Here is a 15,872-nt window from a genome sequence, read left to right as displayed (position 1 = left end):
TCGTGCGCCGCACCCGCGTCGGGCGTCATGCGGCGTCGAGCGCGTCCATCACGAAGCGCACGCGCGCCTTCACGCTCACGCGCGGCAACTCGATCAACCGATAGCCATACGACGTATAGCACTCGACCATCGCGTCATGGGTGCGCACCGCTTCCGCGAAATCCTGCCGACGCTCGGCGTCCTGCGCATAGATGTCGGGCCAAGGCGGCGCGATGAACACGCGCCGGTGATAGCGGAAACGCCGCGCCGCGGCTTCCGCGTGCGCGGGTACCGCCAATCCGGTCAGCTTCAGATAGCCGATCACGTCCGGCACGCCGCGGTCGAAGAACACCGGCCCGCGCGCCTGCCGCGCGAGATGGTAGGACCGCATCTCCCAGCCCAGCATCAACTCGGCGAACGCTGCCGGGTCGCGCCACGGCAGTGCTGGACCGTCGACGGCCATCTGGTCGCGGATCACGCCGCGTCCGGCTTCCTGCGAGCGTGCGAACCCGGCGCGCTCGAGCGCATCGAGCAACGTGCTCTTGCCCGAACCGGGGCCGCCCGTCACGACGAAGAAACGGCCGGCCGTATCGCCTGCCGTTTCTTCGTCGCTGCCGGCGCCCGGCGCGCACTCACGCATGCGCGACCCGCCGGCCCGCGCGCTGCGTGACCGACGCCGCCGCGGCGACACTGCGCAAGTCGGCGACGAACGTGTCGCGCCACACCGACAGGTCGTTCTCGCGCAACCGCGCGAGATTCTCCTCATGACGCGCCTGCCGCTCCGCGAGCGGCATCGATAGCGCACGTTCGAGCGCCTCGGCCATCTGCGACAGGTCGTACGGATTGACGAGCAGCGCGCCGGTCAGCTCGGCTGCCGCGCCCGCGAACTCCGACAGCACGAGCACGCCCGGATCGGCCGGATCCTGCGACGCGACGTATTCCTTCGCGACGAGATTCATCCCGTCGCGCAACGGCGTCACGTAGCCGACCTGCGACATCCGGAAGAACGCCATCAGCAGGTTGCGCTCGTACTTCCGGTTCAGGTACTGGATCGGCGTCCAGTCGAGTTGCGAGAAGCGGCCGTTGATGCGGCCGGCCTCGCCTTCGAGCGTTTCGCGGATCTGCTGGTAGGTCTGCACGTCGGAACGCGTCGGCGGCGCGATCTGCAGCAGCGACACGCGCCCCTGCCAGCCCGGCGCATTCGCGAGCATCCGTTCGAACGACTGGAAGCGCTCGACGAGCCCCTTCGAGTAATCGAGGCGGTCGACGCTCATCACCAGCTTGCGGTCGCCGAGCGCCTCGCGCAGCATCTTCACCGGCTTGCGCGTGCCGTACTGGACGGCCGCCTGCGCGATCGCGTCGGGATGCACGCCGATCGGATAGGCCGCGACCTTCACGACGCGGCCGTGCGCGTGCAGCATCCCGTCCTCGCTCGCCGCGCCGATGCCGCGCCGCTCGATGTAGTCGGTGAACGCCTGTTTGTCGGCGTCGGTCTGGAAGCCCGCGACGTCGTACGCGCACATGAACTTCACAAGTTCCTCGTGCGGCGGCACGAGGCGCAGCATGTCGGGCGACGGAAACGGGATGTGCAGGAAGAAGCCGATCGGGTTCTTCACGCCGAGCTCGCGCAGGCAGTGCGCGAACGGCAGCAGGTGGTAGTCGTGCACCCAGATCAAGTCGTCCGGACGCAGCAGCGCGGCGAGCTGCTTCGCGAGCATCGCGTTCACGCGCAGATAACCGGCGTACTCCTGCCGATCGAAGCGTGCGAGATCGCCGCGGTAATGGAACACCGGCCACAGCGTCGCGTTCGAGAAGCCGCGGTAGTACTGGTCGTAGTCGCGCCGGGTCAGTCCAACCGTCGCATACGTCACGTTGCCGTCCCGCTGGATCGCGGGCTCGGCATCCGGCGCCCCGACGATCTCGCCGTTCCAGCCGAACCAGACGCCGCCCGTTTCCTTCAGCGCGTCCATCACGCCGACGGCCAGGCCGCCCGCGCTTGGGCGCGTGTCCTCGCCGGCGGCGACACGATTCGATACCACGATCAATCTGCTCATGCGACTTCCCCTCCTCGATTCGATTGGCTGGCGCGCGACGCACGCCAAAGCAGGCGCGGCGGCCCGAAGGCGGCCGCGCGGCGACTCAGTTCCGAGAATTGCAATGAAATACGGCGATGGAATGCGGCGACGACCGTATCAAGCGTCCTGCTCCTGACCGAGGTCGCGTTGATAGTCGAGCCCTTCCGGGCGAGCACCGCCCTGGTTGTGATCGCCGTCCGACGGTGTCTCGTCCGGCGCGCCCGCAGGCGGTGCCGAAGGCGCGTCGGTCCGCGGACGCGGCGGCACTTCCGGATGGTCGGCCGCCGCGACGGGGGGCCGGGGTGACAACCGTTTCGAACGGCGCATGGTTGGGTGTCTCATATGCGGCGCGGCTCGAGGCCGTCGTAGAAACATTCCATAGCAAAATAGTCTAGGTCGCTTGATCGCATCCGAAGGTAACAATTACCTTCAATTTGTAACGTTTCGACCCCTCGCCGATCATCTATCCGACAATAACGCCGCCCGCGCGCACGCGGCGCGCCGCACGGCGATTTGTCAAAGCTTTGCAGTTTTCCTATGACAATTGCGAAACAATGACGCGGCATCAGGGCGTGCACGCGCCGCCGCTCACCCAGACAGGACTTGCACTCAGGGATGAACATTCGTTTCGAATCGCCGCGCCGGGCCACGCCGGCGCGCGTCGTGCTGGCCGTGATCGCCACGGCCGCACTGCTGTCCGGCTGCAATTCGCTGTACAGCGAAGGCGCGACGGCCGGCGCCGGTATCGCGGGCGCCGCGATCGCCTCCAAGGTCACCAACAACGCCGCCGTCGCGACGGGCATCGGCCTCGGCGCCGTCGCCGGCGCGCGCGCCGGCGTCCAGTACTCGCAACGCGTCGCGCACCGCTACACGCAGGAGCAGATCGCGAAGGCGGCCGGGCCGCTCGACGTCGGCGGCGTCGCGCCGTGGTCGACGCACCATTCGTTCCCGATCGAGGACGACGAGCAGGGCCGCGTGACGGTCAGCCGGATGATCAGCGTCGGTCCGCTCGACTGCAAGGAAATCGTGTTCGCGGTCGATACGCCGGCGAAGGCCGACAAGGCCGCGCAATCGGCGTTCTACGTCGCCACGATCTGCCGCGACGGGCCCGTGTGGAAATGGGCATCGGCGGAACCGGCGACCGAACGCTGGGGCGCGCTGCAATGAGCGTCGCGATCCGTATCGCGGCGATCGGCGCGCTGTGCGCGGCGACGGTCGCGCTGTCGGGCTGCGGGTCGGTCGGCGCCGCCAGCGGCGCGCTGGCCGGCGCGGCGACCGGCCTCGTCACCGCGAACCCGGCGGTCGGCGTCGGCGTCGGCATTGCCGTGCAGGCCGCCACCGACGAAGCCGTCAACCGCACGATGAAGCAACTCCATCAGAATCAGCAGGACGCGATCGCAAAGACGGCCGGCAGTCTCGCCGTCGGCGAAGTGAAGCCGTGGAAGGTGAAGAACACGCTGCCGCTCGAAAACGGCGAAGGCGAAGTGCGCGTCACGCGCGCGTACTCGTCGGCGCTCGCGCTGTGCAAGGAATTCGCGTTCTCGGTGAAGGACGGCGACAAGGCCGACTGGTATTTCGCGAATGCGTGCCAGCAAGGCACGCACTGGAAATGGGCGTCGGCGGAGCCGGCCGTTGATCGCTGGGGGAATTTGCAGTAATCGCGCGATGCGCCGCGCGTCATCGTGCGCGGCGCCCGTGGCGCTCTGCGTGCTCGCGACCTGCCGTGGTTACAGACGCGCGCGAAGCTGCGCCACCCTTTCCTTGATCTTCGCGGACAGCGCATCGTCCGGGTTGTAAGTCAGGCATCGCTCGAGATCGGCGATCGACGCATTGATATCGCCCAGCGTCTCGTATGCCCTGGCGCGATTGAAATAGACGAAAGGCTGGTCGGGATTGAGCTTCAGCGCCTTGTCGAAGTAATCGAGCGACTTCTGGTAGGCGCCGCCTTCGAGGTAAATCGTCGCGAGCGTGCAATACGCCGATGGGTCCGTGTACCCCAGCTCGATGGCCCGGTTCAGATCGTTCAGCGCGAGATCCGTCTTCTTGATCATCGCGAAGGTCGTGCCGCGATCCGCATACGTCGCCGCGTCTTCCGGCGCCACTTTCAGGATGCCGCCGTACAGTCCAAGCGCATCCTCGATGCGGCCCTGCGACACGAATCCGCGTGCCCGCATGCGCATCGGTGAAAAATCGGGATTCTTATCGATCATTCAATTTAACCATAGAAAATTTCGTGCGAACCTGGGTATACCGACCATCCAACATGCTTATCCGCCGGGCGATCAAATCGATGCGCCCGTACGTTGATTAAACGCGGCCCGCATGACGTCTGGGCTGATCATCTCCATGCGGCTCAACTCGGCAAGGACCGCCGCGAGAATGGCATCGACCCCAGGATCCACAGCTCTCATCTGCTTCAACAAAGAAGGCTGGAAGGCCTCATCCTCATTAATGCCCGACTCCCCGGTCTGGCGCCGCGCACGATACAGCACGCCGACCCAATAGCGAATGCGCTCGAGTGGACTCCACCCAGCATAAGTACTTGGAAACTTCGCTTTTTCGATTGCTTGCCGAACGACGGTCTCGACTTCAGCAAGAAACCGCATGAAGAACATCTGCTCCCCAACTGCAAGCTTCGACGACGTAATTGGATCGTATGCCGTATACGTCTCATAGCGAACGTCGGTATGGACCCCAAGTCTATTGCCTACTTTGACTCGGATCCCGTCCCGCAGAACAATCTCCCGCTCCGCAGGAAATCGCGCTTCACGCTCGCTGCGTGACAGAAAACGCCCCAATTTTGACGAATATTCGACCTCATGCTGACTGCCGATTTTCGAGTCGGAATACCAAACGACGATCGTTTGAGACTCTGCATTCTCGAACGCCTTCAAAAAAATGGCCTCGGGAATCAACACTCTCAATGCTGAAGGTAGCGAGGAGTAAGGTAGTCTGTCCCGCTTCAACATCACAATTGCTCCAAAATAACTCGTCCGAATTCATCCACCCCTACCACCTCAAACTTCACACCTGGAGGTATCACCGTTTCTGATGAATAAACCGGCTTCCCGATCAGACCGTGGTAATTTACTCCGAACGCAAGATCCGAAATATCTTTCGCCTTATCTGTATAAATAACAACATTCCGGTCGCCAACTATCGATTGATCGATCCCCGATATCAGTTGCTGACGGGCGGGCGCGCTCGCGCGCCGATTGAAGCACACCGCACCGATCCGGCATTAAACGCGCGTTGAAGGGGGAGGACGGCGGCGAAAGTGAACGAAGCGTGAGCGCCGAAGCGTGAAACCGGGCGCGACATCCTCGGCGAACGCCATCCGCGGCGCTTCCGGCAGGAGCACGATCCGCCAGGCGGGTGTCCATGGGGACCGGCGCCCATTGCGAACGCCAGGGCGGGCCACGGGCCCTTGGCCCGCAGCGGCCGAATCAACCCGCTTGGGGGCATCCGGGCGACTCCAGCGGGACGTGCAGGAATCGCCCTGTCAACATCAGGACTCGACGTCCTCGAGGCTGAAGATCTCGGTCTGGTCGTTGTACGAGAAGATCTCGCCGTAACGGCCCCAGTCGATCACCGCGTCGAGCGTTTCCTCGGCCGCGCCGTCCGACAGGAAATCCTCGAGCTCCTGCTCGAAGCGCACGCGCGGCGCGCGATGGCCCGGGCGCTCGTTCAGCACCTTCTTGATCCGCGCGGCGAGCGGCACGTGCTTCAGCAGGTGATCCGCGAACATCAGCTTGCGCTCCTGCGTGCCGAATTCCGCGAACACGCGCCCCGGCGGCGTCAGGAACACGTCGCCTTCGCGCACGTCCGCGAAGCCGAGGTACTGCAGCACTTCCGCGATCGGGAACAGGTCGTCGACTTCCAGATGCAGCGTGCGTGCGATTTCCGGCATGTCCGCGCGGCCGTGGTACGGCGCCATCGCGAGCGTCTCGATCAGGCCGGCCATCAGGTTGGTCGACACCTGCGGCAGCCAGCTGCCGAGCTCGAGCCCCTTCTTCGTCGCCTCGCCGGTCTGCCGCGCGGTCATCTTCGCGTAGATGTCGTCGACGAGCTTGCGGAACGCCGGGTCCAGACGATTGCGCGGGTGCTTGAACGGCACCTTGATCTCGGCGATCACGCGGCCGGGGTTCGACGACAGCACGAGGATCCGGTCGCACATGAACACCGCTTCCTCGATGTTGTGCGTGACGATCAGCACCGACTTGATCGGCATGCGGCCCTGCGTCCACAGGTCCAGCAAATCGGTACGCAGCGTCTCGGCCGTCAGCACGTCGAGCGCGGAGAACGGCTCGTCCATCAGCAGAATGGTCGGATCGACGACGAGCGCGCGCGCGAAACCGACGCGCTGGCGCATCCCGCCCGACAGCTCGCGCGGATACGCGTTCTCGAAGCCGTCGAGACCGATCAGGTCGATCGCGGCGAGCGCACGCTCGCGCCGCTCGCGCGCGCCGACGCCGAGCGCTTCCAGCCCGGCCTCCACGTTCTGCAGCACGGTGAGCCACGGGAACAGCGCGAAGGTCTGGAACACCATCGCGACGCCTTCGGCCGGGCCGCGCAGCGGCTTGCCGAGATAGGTCACTTCGCCGCCGGTCGGCTCGATCAGCCCGGCGATGATCCGCAGCAGCGTCGACTTGCCCGAGCCCGAGCGGCCGAGCAGGCCGACAATCTCGCCTTCGCGCAGCGACAGGTTCGCGTCGTCGAGCACGAGCAGCTCGCCCTGCGTCTTGTTGAAGCCGCGGCAGACATGATCGACGCGCAGGATTTCTTCACCGAGGCGCGGCGGCTGGGACGTCTGGACGGGGGCGTTTACAGCATTCGGATTGTGCATCGCGTTTCGCTCTCAATCGGTCTCAGTCGAGCCGCAGCTTCGCTTCGGCGAAGGCATACAGCGGGCGCCACAGCAGGCGGTTGAACAGGGTGACGAACAGGGACATCACGGCGATGCCCAGGATGATCTTCGGGAAATCGCCGGCGGCGGTGGTCCGCGCGATGTAGGCGCCGAGGCCATGCGCCTCGATCCGGGTGCTGCCCCACTGTACGGCTTCCGACACGATGCTCGCGTTCCACGCGCCGCCCGAGGCGGTGATCGCGCCGGTCACGTAGTACGGGAAGATGCCGGGCAGGATCGCCTGACGCCACCACTGCCAGCCGCGGATGCGGAAGTTGGTCGCCGCTTCGCGATAGTCGTTCGGGTAGGACGTCGCGCCGGCGATCACGTTGAACAGGATATACCACTGCGTACCGAGCACGATCAGCGGCGACAGCCAGATGTCCGCATTCAGGTGGAAACGCGCGATCACGATCACGAACACCGGGAACAGCAGGTTCGCGGGGAACGCGGCGAGGAACTGCGCGAGCGGCTGCAGCTTCTCGGCCAGCTTCGGACGCAGCCCGACCCACACGCCGATCGGCACCCAGATCAGCGACGCGATCGAGATCAGCACGACCACGCGCAGCAGCGTGATGAGCCCGAGCACGAGCACGTGGCCGACTTCGGCCATCGTCACGCCGGTCGCGACGAAGCTGACGACGCGCCACACGATATAGGCCGTGCCGAGCAGCACGAGCCCCGCCCACGCGATGTCGACCGTGCGCGACGCCTTCTTCTCGACGCGCGGCAGCGTAAAGCGCATCGCGCCCGACAGCGGCAGGCGCAGCGGGATCCGCGCGGCCTTCGCGAAGAACCAGCCGGCCGGCACGAGCAGCTGATGGATCAGCCGCGTGCGGCGCACGAGGTCGAGCAGCCACGATTGCGGCGCATCGCCCGACGCGGTGTTTTCCATCCGGAACTTGTCGGCCCACGCGATGAGCGGGCGGAACAGGAACTGGTCATACGCGAGGATCACGACCGTCATCGTCAGGATCACCCAGCCGATCGCGCCGAAATTCTTGTCCGCGATCGCCTGCGCGAGATACGCGCCGATGCCCGGCAGCGTGATCGTCTGGTTGCCGACGGTGATCGCCTCCGACGCGACGACGAAGAACCAGCCGCCCGACATCGACATCATCATGTTCCAGATCAGGCCCGGCATCGAGAACGGCACCTCGAGCTTCCAGAAGCGCTGCCAGGACGTCAGGTGGAAGCCGCGCGACACCTCGTCCAGGTCGCGCGGCACCGTGCGCAGCGACTGGTAGAAGCTGAACGTCATGTTCCACGCCTGGCTCGTGAAGATCGCGAAGATCGCGGCCAGCTCGGCGCCGAGCACGCGGCTCGGGAACAGCGCGAGGAAGAACGTGACCGTAAACGAGATGAAGCCGAGCACCGGCACCGACTGCAGGATGTCGAGGATCGGGATCAGCACCATGCCCGCGCGGCGGCTCTTGGCCGCGAGCGTGCCGTAGACGAGCGTAAACGCCAGCGACGCGACCATCGCGGCGAGCATCCGCAGCGTGGTGCGCAGTGCATATTCGGGCAGGTTCGACGGATCGAGCGAGATCTTCTGCGTCTGCAGCACGCCGATCGGCGCCAGCGTTTCGTGAAAGCCGACCACCGCCATCGCGATCAGGCAGATGATCAGCGGAAAGGCGATGAAGTCCCACCGGTTCGGCAACACGCGCCACGCGGATGCGTTGGCGGTCCGGTTCGGATTGAAGAATCCGACGTTCATCAGGCGCCCTCCCCGGTAAGGCCGATCGAAGCCGGCAGTCGATGTTGATTCATGGCAAAGCGCACGGGCGCGGTAATTCGATTGACTGGCGATCTCGCGCACGCGGCGCGCCGTGCGTGCATGCGCTGCCGCGGCCGGTCGAGCCGGGCCGCGACGGCACGACACTACACCAACCTGTATTTCAGGTACAACCGTCCGGGGACGGCGCAGGCAACGCATGGATCGTGCCCGGCGCGTGGACGGATGGCGGGCGCGCGGTACGGAACAGCCTGGCCGCAGTCCGGCGGCCGGCACGCAGGCCCGAATTATGCCGTGATCCGGCCCGGCCGTGAACCCGCCCCCCCGCACGCGGGCACAAACCGTGTCCGGGATCAGCAGCCGGATACGGCGAAGCAGGTATGATCGGGGCTAGCCCCCGGGGTCCGGTTCGGCCGTGTCGCCGCAACACGCACGCGCGCCGTGTCGACCGGCCCCGGGGATCGACCGACGAGCGGGAGGAAGGGAATGGCAGGAAACTTGGTGATCGTCTGTCGCGATCAGGATGCCGACGCGTTCTATGAACTCATGCAGGAGTACGGGTCGTTCCAGACGCGGCTGTCGTCCACGGCGTGGTACCTGAACATGAACGTCGTGCCGGAATCGCTGCAGGAGGAAATCCTGGAGCGCCTCGGCCGGTATACGACCGTCTATATCTTCGAGGCCACCACGGTGACCTACAACACGATCGACAGCAACGCGGCCGAGACGCTCGGCACGCTGTTCGGCGAATGACGCCGCGCGGCGCCCGCCCGGCCGGGCAGGCGCCGCACCCGCTCATGCGGCCTGTGCGTGGGATTCGTCGTCTTTCGGCACGGCGTCGAACGGGAACGTCATCGACACGCGCAGGCCGCCTTCGGGGCGATTGCCGATGTCGCATGCGCCGCCCAGCCTGAGCACGAGCCGCTCGACGATCGCGAGCCCGAGCCCGCTGTGGCCGTTCCCGCCGCGCGCGGGATCGAGCCGCACGAACGGCCGCGTGGCGGCCGCGAGGTCGCGCGGCGCGATGCCGCCGCCGCTGTCGCTGACCGACAGCACGTAGCCGGCCGGCGTGCGCGCCGTCTCGACGAGTACGGGCGGTGCGCCGTACGCATGCGCGTTGTCCAGCAGGTTCGACAGGATCCGGTCGAGCGTCGCCGTCGGCAGCCGGAAGCCGGGATCGGCCCCCAGCCGCGTCTGGACCGCCGGCGCGTTCGGCGCGACCGCGCGATAGCTGCGCGCGATCCGCTCGCACGCGTGATCGACCGGCACCGGCTCGCTGCGGTCGGCCCCGCCATGCGCAAACACCAGGAACTGGTCGACGATGTGCGACATCGAGTCGACGTCGCGCACGACGCCGTCGCGCAGCCGCGCGTCGTCCATCATTTCCGCCCGCAGGCGCATCCGCGCGAGCGGCGTGCGCAGGTCGTGCGCGACGCCGGCCAGCATCACCGCGCGATCACTGTCGGCCTGCGACACCTGCTCGACCATCTGGTTGAAGCCGTGCGTGAGCTGGCGCAGTTCGCGCGGCCCGCGTTCGCGCAGCGGCGGCACCGGCTGCCCGCGGCCGAAACGCGCGACCGCGCGAGCGAGCGAGCGCAGCGGCTGCTGTAACTGCCAGGCCGCGAACAGCGCGGCGATCACGCCGGCCGAGAAGATCGTGCCGAGCCACAGCAGCATCCGGTCGAGCGAGCGCGGCGGCCGCAGCGGCTGCACGGGCACCACGATCCAGTTGCGGTCGGCCGGCTCCTTCACCCACAGCACGGGCGGATGGCCCGGTGTGCCGATCTCGACCTGCGTGCCAGGCGGCATCCGGTCGCTCACATCGTCGCGGAACCGCTTCAGCGGCGGCGGCAGCCCCGCATCGCCGCCCTTCGGCACGTCGGCGCTGTCCGGCGACACGAGCCGCACGCGCGACGGCAGCGGCTGGTCGGGCGTGCGCGCGACGTGCTGGCGCACCGCGTCGACGAGGAACGCGGCCTCCTCGACCGCATAGCGCGTCTGCATCTGGTTGCGCTCGAGCCGCATCGCGAAGAACCACGCGAAGTGCGACAGGAGCAGGACGCCAACGACGAGCAGCGCCAGCCGCCCGAACAGCGAATCAATGGGTTTGCGCATGGGCCTCGCCGTCGGGCACGAACACGTAGCCGCGCCCGCGCACCGTCTGGATGAAGCGCGGCGTCGACGGATCCGTTTCGAGGATGCGGCGCAGGCGCCACACCTGGACGTCGATGCCGCGGTCGGTGCCGTCGTACTCGGGCCCGTGCAGCAGCTCGAGCAGCCGCTCGCGCGTGAGCGTGCGCAGCGCGTGGTTCACGAAGATCTTCAGCAGCGCGAATTCGCTGCTCGACAGCGTGGCCGGCTTGCCGTCGACCGACAGCGTGCGCGCCTGGAAGTCGAGCAGGAAGCGGCCGAACGCGAACGGCTCGCGCTGTTCGGGCGCGGCCGCCGACGGCGTCGCGCGGCGGCGGCGCAGCACGGCCTGCACGCGCGCGAGCAGCTCGCGCGGGTTGAACGGCTTGCCGAGGTAGTCGTCCGCGCCGAGCTCGAGCCCGACGATGCGGTCGACGTCGTCCGCGCGCGCGGTCAGCATGATCACGGGGATGTCGTCGCCGGCCGCGCGCAGCTGGCGCAGCGCGGTCAGGCCGTCCACGCCCGGCATCATCAGGTCCAGCACGATCAGGTCGGGCCGCTCGCGCTCGAGGCGCTTCTCGAGCGTCGCCGCGTCGTGCAGCACGGACACTTCCATCCCCTGGCGCACGAGATAGTCGCGCAGCAGGTCTCGGAGTTCTTGGTCGTCGTCGACGATGAGGATCTGGGTAGTCATGGCTCGAAGTTTACCGCGCGAGGGCGGAGTCGAAGAACGAAACAAAGGGGCGAAAGGGTTACTGCGGGTTACCGCGCAAGGGAACTGTAATGCGCGGTAACCGGGCCGCCGCCCCGCGTAACACCCGTCGGAGCCTGCATCGCTAACCTGCGTCTTACCGGATGCGGTACCCGACTTTCCCGGCACCGCATCGCCGGACCCTTTGGATACAAGGAGTTTCTGAAATGTATAAGAAGACTTCCCGCGTGGCCATCGCGGCCGCCACCGTGCTCGCTCTCGCATTCGGCACCGCGCATGCCGCGCCGCCCGACGACATGCCGCCGCCGGGCGGCCCCGGCATGCACCGGATGCACGACGGGCACGAAGGCGGCCCGTTCGGCGCGATCATGAAACTGCACGACCAGCTAAAGCTCAATGCGTCGCAGGAGCAGCAATGGCAAGCCGCCGTCAACACGATGAAGCAGAACCGTGACGCGATGCGCAAGAGCCACGAGCAGATGCGCGAGCAGTTCAAGGCGCAGCAGAACCAGCCGATCCTCGACCTGAGCGCGATGCATTCGGCGCGCCAGCAGGCGGAAGCGCAGAACGCGCAGCTGCGCGAGCAGACGTCCGCCGCGTGGCTCACGTTCTACAACGGGCTGAACGACCAGCAGAAGACGATGGTCAGCACCGTGCTCAAGCAGCAGTTCGCGAAGATGGAACAGCGCCACGAGAAGATGAAGGCGCGCTGGGAGCAGCATCGCGCGGCCGCCAAGGGCGCGTCGGCGCCGGCGCAGTAAGCCGGCGGGCCGCTCGCACGGCGGCACCGAACGGGGACGCAGGCATCGGCCTGCGTCCCCTTTTTCGTTTCAGGCGACGTCGAACAGCAGCACCTCGGCGCTCCGGCCGCGCGCGAACGCCACCGCGTCCACGCCGCCGATCCGCGCGCCGTCGCCGGCGGCCAGCGCGCGGCCGTTGACCTCGACCTCGCCGCGCGCCACGTGCACGTAGACGCTGCGCCCGGCCGGCACGTCGAACGCCGTCGTCTCGTCGCCGTCGATCAGCCCCGCGAAGATGCGGGCATCCGCCCGCATCGACAGCGCGCCGTCGCCGCCGTCGGGCGCCGCGACGAGCCTCAGGCGCCCGCGCTTCTCGTCGTCGGCGAAACGCCGCTCCTCGTAGCCGGGCCGCCCGCCCCGCTCGGCCGGCTGCAGCCAGATCTGCAGCAGATGCAGCGGGCGGTCGCGCGACGCGTTGGTTTCGCCGTGCATGAGCCCCGTGCCGGCGCTCATCCGCTGGATGCCGCCGGTCCGGACGATCGCGCCGCAGCCGAGGCTGTCGCGGTGCGCGAGCACGCCATCCAGCACGTAGGTGACGATCTCCACGTCGCGGCGCGGCTGCATCCCGAAACCGCGCGTCGGCGCAATCAGATCCTCGCTCAGCACGCACAGCGCGCCGACGGGCGGACGCACCGGCGCATGCGCGGTGCGGCAGGCAGACGAAAAACTGTGACTCGATTCGAGCCAGCCGTGGCGCGTATGCCAGCGGTCTTCGGCGCGCAGGATCTGGAACATTGGGGTGGACGCTCGGGGGCGCAGATGTTCTGTTCGGGTTTACCTCCACTGTAGGGGGACCTCGAACGCGCCACAATCCGCCGCCCGCGCACCGCATCGTTGCAGCCGCGGAACCAATTGCCGAAATATTCGTTGCGAATACCGCGATTACCGCAACAGCCGATTCGAGGAATCGGTCGACCGTGCCGGATTGCCGTTTTCCGGGTATCGCGTTCGGGTAAAATACCGCCCTTTTGGCGTTCGCCGTTCCGGCGGCCGCCAACGTCAGAGCGCCGATCGGCGATTTTTGGCCGTCTAGAATACGCCGCGGCGCCCGGTTCGACCGGCCGCGAGCGCCCCCGGAAAGTCAGCAACAGAAGGATGGAAATGAAGAAGGCCGCCCTGTGCGCCGCCCTCGCCCTCGTGGCGGGCAGCGCCTTCGCGAAGGAGTGGAAGACCGTGCGGATCGGCGTCGACGCCAGCTACCCGCCGTTCGAGTCGACCGCGCCGAGCGGCGAGATCGTCGGTTTCGACGTGGATCTCACCAAGGAAATCTGCAAGCGGATCAACGTGAGATGCGTGTGGGTGGCGCAGGATCTCGACGGAATCATCCCGGCGCTGAAGGCGAAGAAGTACGACGTCATCGTGTCGTCGCTGACCGTCACGGACAAGCGTCGCGAACAGATCGACTTCTCCGACAAGGTGTACGACGCACCCGCACGGATGATCGCGAAGACCGGCTCGCCGCTGCTGCCGACGGTCGCGTCGCTGAAGGGCAAGCGCGTCGGCGTCGAGCAGGGCTCGACGCAGGAAACCTACGCGAAGGCGTACTGGGAACCGCAGGGCGTGACGATCGTTCCTTACCAGAACCAGGACCAGGTCTATACCGATCTCGGCACGGGCCGCCTCGACGCGACGCTGCAGGACGAACTGCAGGCCGACTACGGCTTCCTGCGCACGCCGCGCGGCAAGGGCTTCGCGTTCGCCGGGCCGGAAGTGAAGGATCCGAAGACGATCGGCGACGGCACCGCGATCGGCCTGCGCAAGGAAGATACCGACCTGAAGCTCAAGATCAACCGGGCGCTGGCCGACATGCACAAGGACGGCACCTACGACCGGCTGTCGCACAAGTACTTCTCGTTCAGCGTCTATTCGGCGCCGGCCCGCTGAACGCGGCCCAAGCAGAAGCAGCGGATGCGGGGGCGGCCCCGCGTCCGGGCAGTACAGGCAGTCAACCACGCGCCGCCCGCCCCTTGCCCGTCGCTCGCGCGACGGGCGGGCCCGGCACCGTTGCCGGGGCGGACGGTCATGATACGCACGGGGCGTTCCGCGCAGCTTGGCGGACGCGTGTTTCGCGGCGCACCGCGTGCGCCGTCAGGGACCACACCAGGGACCCCATATGTTTCTACAAGGCTACGGCCCGCTGATCCTCGCCGGCACCTGGCAAACCGTCAAACTGGCGGTGCTTTCGCTTGCGCTGTCGTTCCTGCTGGGGCTGCTCGGCGCCGGCGCGAAGCTGTCGCGCAACCGCGTGACGAACGGCGTCGGCACCGTCTACACGACGCTGATCCGCGGCGTGCCCGATCTCGTGCTGATGCTGCTGCTGTTCTACAGCCTGCAGATCTGGCTGAACATGGCGACCGACGCGCTCGGCTGGGACCAGATCGACATCGACCCGTTCCTCGCCGGCGTGCTCGTGCTCGGCTTCATCTACGGCGCGTACTTCACCGAGACGTTCCGCGGCGCGTTCCTGTCGGTGCCGCGCGGCCAGCTCGAGGCCGGCAGCGCCTACGGGATGACGAACTGGCAAGTATTCACGCGGATCATGTTCCCGCAGATGATGCGCTTCGCGCTGCCGGGCATCGGCAACAACTGGCAGGTGCTCGTGAAGTCGACCGCGCTCGTGTCGATCATCGGTCTGGCCGACGTCGTGAAGGCGTCGCAGGACGCCGGCAAGGGCACGCTGCGATTCTTCTTCTTCACGCTGATCGCGGGAGCGGTCTACCTCGCCATCACGACGATCTCGAACTTCGTGCTGATGTGGCTCGAAAAGCGCTACTCGACCGGTGTCCGCAAGGCTGACCTATGATCGAACTCATCCAAGAATACTGGCGCAACTATCTGTACACCGACGGCTATCGCATCACCGGTGTCGCGATCACGCTGTGGCTGCTGGTCGTGTCGATCGGCCTCGGCTTCTGCCTGTCGGTGCCGCTCGCCGTCGCGCGCGTGTCGAAGCGGAAGTGGCTGGCGGGCGCCGTGTGGCTGTATACGTACGTGTTCCGCGGCACCCCGCTCTACGTGCAGCTGCTGCTCTGCTACACGGGCCTGTACAGCCTGCAGGCGGTGCGCGGCACGCCGATGCTCGATGCGTTCTTCCGCGACGGGATGCACTGCACGCTGCTCGCGTTCACGCTGAACACCTGCGCGTACACCACCGAAATCTTCGCGGGCGCGATCAAGGCGACGTCGTACGGCGAGATCGAAGCCGCGCGCGCGTACGGGATGTCGCCGTTCACGATGTATCGCCGCGTAATCCTGCCATCGGCGCTGCGCCGCGCGCTGCCGCTGTACAGCAACGAAGTGATCCTGATGCTGCACGCGACGACGGTGGCCTTCACCGCGACCGTGCCGGACATCCTGAAGATCGCGCGCGACGTGAACTCGGCGACCTACATGTCGTTCCACGCGTTCGGCATCGCCGCGCTGCTCTACCTCGTGATCTCGTTCACGCTCGTGTGGCTGTTCCGCCAGGCCGAGCGCCGCTGGCTCGCGTATCTGCGCCCGCAAGGCAAGTAAGTTTCCGCAGGACTATCGA

General features: G+C 66.8%; 17 protein-coding genes. 7 read left to right on the top strand and 10 right to left on the bottom strand.

The window, feature by feature from the left end:
• Window positions 1-25: 25 nt before the first annotated feature.
• The 3 genes from J8I35_RS17955 to J8I35_RS34625 all read right to left on the bottom strand — a co-directional run bounded on the left by J8I35_RS17955 (window position 26) and on the right by J8I35_RS34625 (window position 2,381).
• On the bottom strand, window positions 26-619 hold the full coding sequence (locus tag J8I35_RS17955) for an AAA family ATPase (protein WP_089488721.1): 594 nt from the start codon (window positions 617-619) through the stop codon (window positions 26-28).
• Entirely contained in the window at window positions 612-2,033 is a 1,422-nt protein-coding gene (gene otsA, locus J8I35_RS17950) for an alpha,alpha-trehalose-phosphate synthase (UDP-forming) (RefSeq protein ID WP_209926415.1), read from the bottom strand. The genes J8I35_RS17955 and otsA overlap by 8 nt, the downstream gene beginning before the upstream one ends.
• A 138-nt stretch (window positions 2,034-2,171) precedes the next feature.
• Window positions 2,172-2,381, bottom strand: coding sequence for a hypothetical protein (locus tag J8I35_RS34625; protein WP_080334377.1), 210 nt, complete (start codon window positions 2,379-2,381; stop codon window positions 2,172-2,174).
• Window positions 2,382-2,669: 288 nt separating this feature from the next.
• On the opposite strand from J8I35_RS34625, the gene J8I35_RS17945 reads away from it, so the two are divergent.
• Window positions 2,670-3,221 (top strand): hypothetical protein, encoded by a 552-nt coding sequence (locus J8I35_RS17945; RefSeq protein WP_050017463.1) that lies wholly within the window; start codon window positions 2,670-2,672, stop codon window positions 3,219-3,221.
• Window positions 3,218-3,712: a hypothetical protein gene (locus J8I35_RS17940; RefSeq protein ID WP_050017462.1), complete on the top strand. Its 495-nt coding sequence runs from the start codon at window positions 3,218-3,220 to the stop codon at window positions 3,710-3,712. The genes J8I35_RS17945 and J8I35_RS17940 overlap by 4 nt, the downstream gene beginning before the upstream one ends.
• Before the next feature lie 69 nt (window positions 3,713-3,781).
• Here the strand turns inward: J8I35_RS17940 and J8I35_RS17935 are convergent, their stop codons facing one another.
• The 4 genes from J8I35_RS17935 to J8I35_RS17920 form a co-directional block, all read right to left on the bottom strand.
• Window positions 3,782-4,228 (bottom strand): tetratricopeptide repeat protein, encoded by a 447-nt coding sequence (locus J8I35_RS17935; protein ID WP_209926413.1) that lies wholly within the window; start codon window positions 4,226-4,228, stop codon window positions 3,782-3,784.
• 108 nt (window positions 4,229-4,336) lie between these two features.
• Window positions 4,337-4,972, bottom strand: a complete 636-nt coding sequence (locus tag J8I35_RS17930; RefSeq protein ID WP_235356304.1) for a hypothetical protein — start codon at window positions 4,970-4,972, stop codon at window positions 4,337-4,339.
• A 590-nt stretch (window positions 4,973-5,562) separates the two neighbouring features.
• The gene (locus J8I35_RS17925) at window positions 5,563-6,900 is read right to left on the bottom strand and encodes a nitrate/sulfonate/bicarbonate ABC transporter ATP-binding protein (protein ID WP_006755837.1); all 1,338 of its coding nucleotides are present in this window, start codon (window positions 6,898-6,900) and stop codon (window positions 5,563-5,565) included.
• A gap of 22 nt (window positions 6,901-6,922) precedes the next feature.
• The gene (locus J8I35_RS17920; protein WP_050012012.1) at window positions 6,923-8,680 is read right to left on the bottom strand and encodes an ABC transporter permease subunit; all 1,758 of its coding nucleotides are present in this window, start codon (window positions 8,678-8,680) and stop codon (window positions 6,923-6,925) included.
• Between the two features lie 504 nt (window positions 8,681-9,184).
• Here J8I35_RS17920 and J8I35_RS17915 point away from each other — a divergent pair.
• Entirely contained in the window at window positions 9,185-9,451 is a 267-nt protein-coding gene (locus J8I35_RS17915) for a hypothetical protein (RefSeq protein WP_011545926.1), read from the top strand.
• 42 nt (window positions 9,452-9,493) lie between these two features.
• Here the strand turns inward: J8I35_RS17915 and J8I35_RS17910 are convergent, their stop codons facing one another.
• Window positions 9,494-10,813, bottom strand: a complete 1,320-nt coding sequence (locus tag J8I35_RS17910; RefSeq protein ID WP_209926411.1) for an ATP-binding protein — start codon at window positions 10,811-10,813, stop codon at window positions 9,494-9,496.
• A complete protein-coding gene (locus tag J8I35_RS17905) occupies window positions 10,797-11,522 on the bottom strand; it encodes a response regulator (RefSeq protein ID WP_006493394.1) in 726 nt (241 codons plus the stop codon). Before J8I35_RS17905 ends, J8I35_RS17910 begins: the two co-directional genes overlap by 17 nt.
• Window positions 11,523-11,746: 224 nt before the next feature.
• Here J8I35_RS17905 and J8I35_RS17900 point away from each other — a divergent pair, with 224 nt between their 5' ends.
• On the top strand, window positions 11,747-12,301 hold the full coding sequence (locus J8I35_RS17900; RefSeq protein ID WP_050012014.1) for a periplasmic heavy metal sensor: 555 nt from the start codon (window positions 11,747-11,749) through the stop codon (window positions 12,299-12,301).
• A gap of 69 nt (window positions 12,302-12,370) precedes the next feature.
• On the opposite strand, the gene J8I35_RS17895 is transcribed toward J8I35_RS17900, so the two are convergent.
• A complete protein-coding gene (locus J8I35_RS17895) occupies window positions 12,371-13,075 on the bottom strand; it encodes a pirin family protein (RefSeq protein WP_089488724.1) in 705 nt (234 codons plus the stop codon).
• A gap of 366 nt (window positions 13,076-13,441) precedes the next feature.
• Here J8I35_RS17895 and J8I35_RS17890 point away from each other — a divergent pair, with 366 nt between their 5' ends.
• From J8I35_RS17890 to J8I35_RS17880, 3 genes are all read left to right on the top strand, one after another.
• Window positions 13,442-14,224 (top strand): ABC transporter substrate-binding protein, encoded by a 783-nt coding sequence (locus J8I35_RS17890; protein ID WP_124554794.1) that lies wholly within the window; start codon window positions 13,442-13,444, stop codon window positions 14,222-14,224.
• A 229-nt stretch (window positions 14,225-14,453) separates the two neighbouring features.
• Window positions 14,454-15,143 carry a histidine ABC transporter permease HisQ gene (hisQ, locus tag J8I35_RS17885; RefSeq protein ID WP_006489645.1) on the top strand — a complete coding sequence of 230 codons (690 nt, stop codon included), beginning with the start codon at window positions 14,454-14,456 and terminating at the stop codon, window positions 15,141-15,143.
• Window positions 15,140-15,853 carry an ABC transporter permease gene (locus tag J8I35_RS17880; RefSeq protein ID WP_050012017.1) on the top strand — a complete coding sequence of 238 codons (714 nt, stop codon included), beginning with the start codon at window positions 15,140-15,142 and terminating at the stop codon, window positions 15,851-15,853. The genes hisQ and J8I35_RS17880 overlap by 4 nt, the downstream gene beginning before the upstream one ends.
• Window positions 15,854-15,872 lie beyond the last annotated feature (19 nt).

Origin of the sequence: Burkholderia sp. CpTa8-5 (assembly GCF_017815045.1) — a bacterium.
In the GTDB taxonomy this organism is placed as follows: Bacteria; Pseudomonadota; Gammaproteobacteria; order Burkholderiales; family Burkholderiaceae; genus Burkholderia; species Burkholderia sola.
This window is presented reverse-complemented; position numbering and strand designations above follow the sequence as displayed.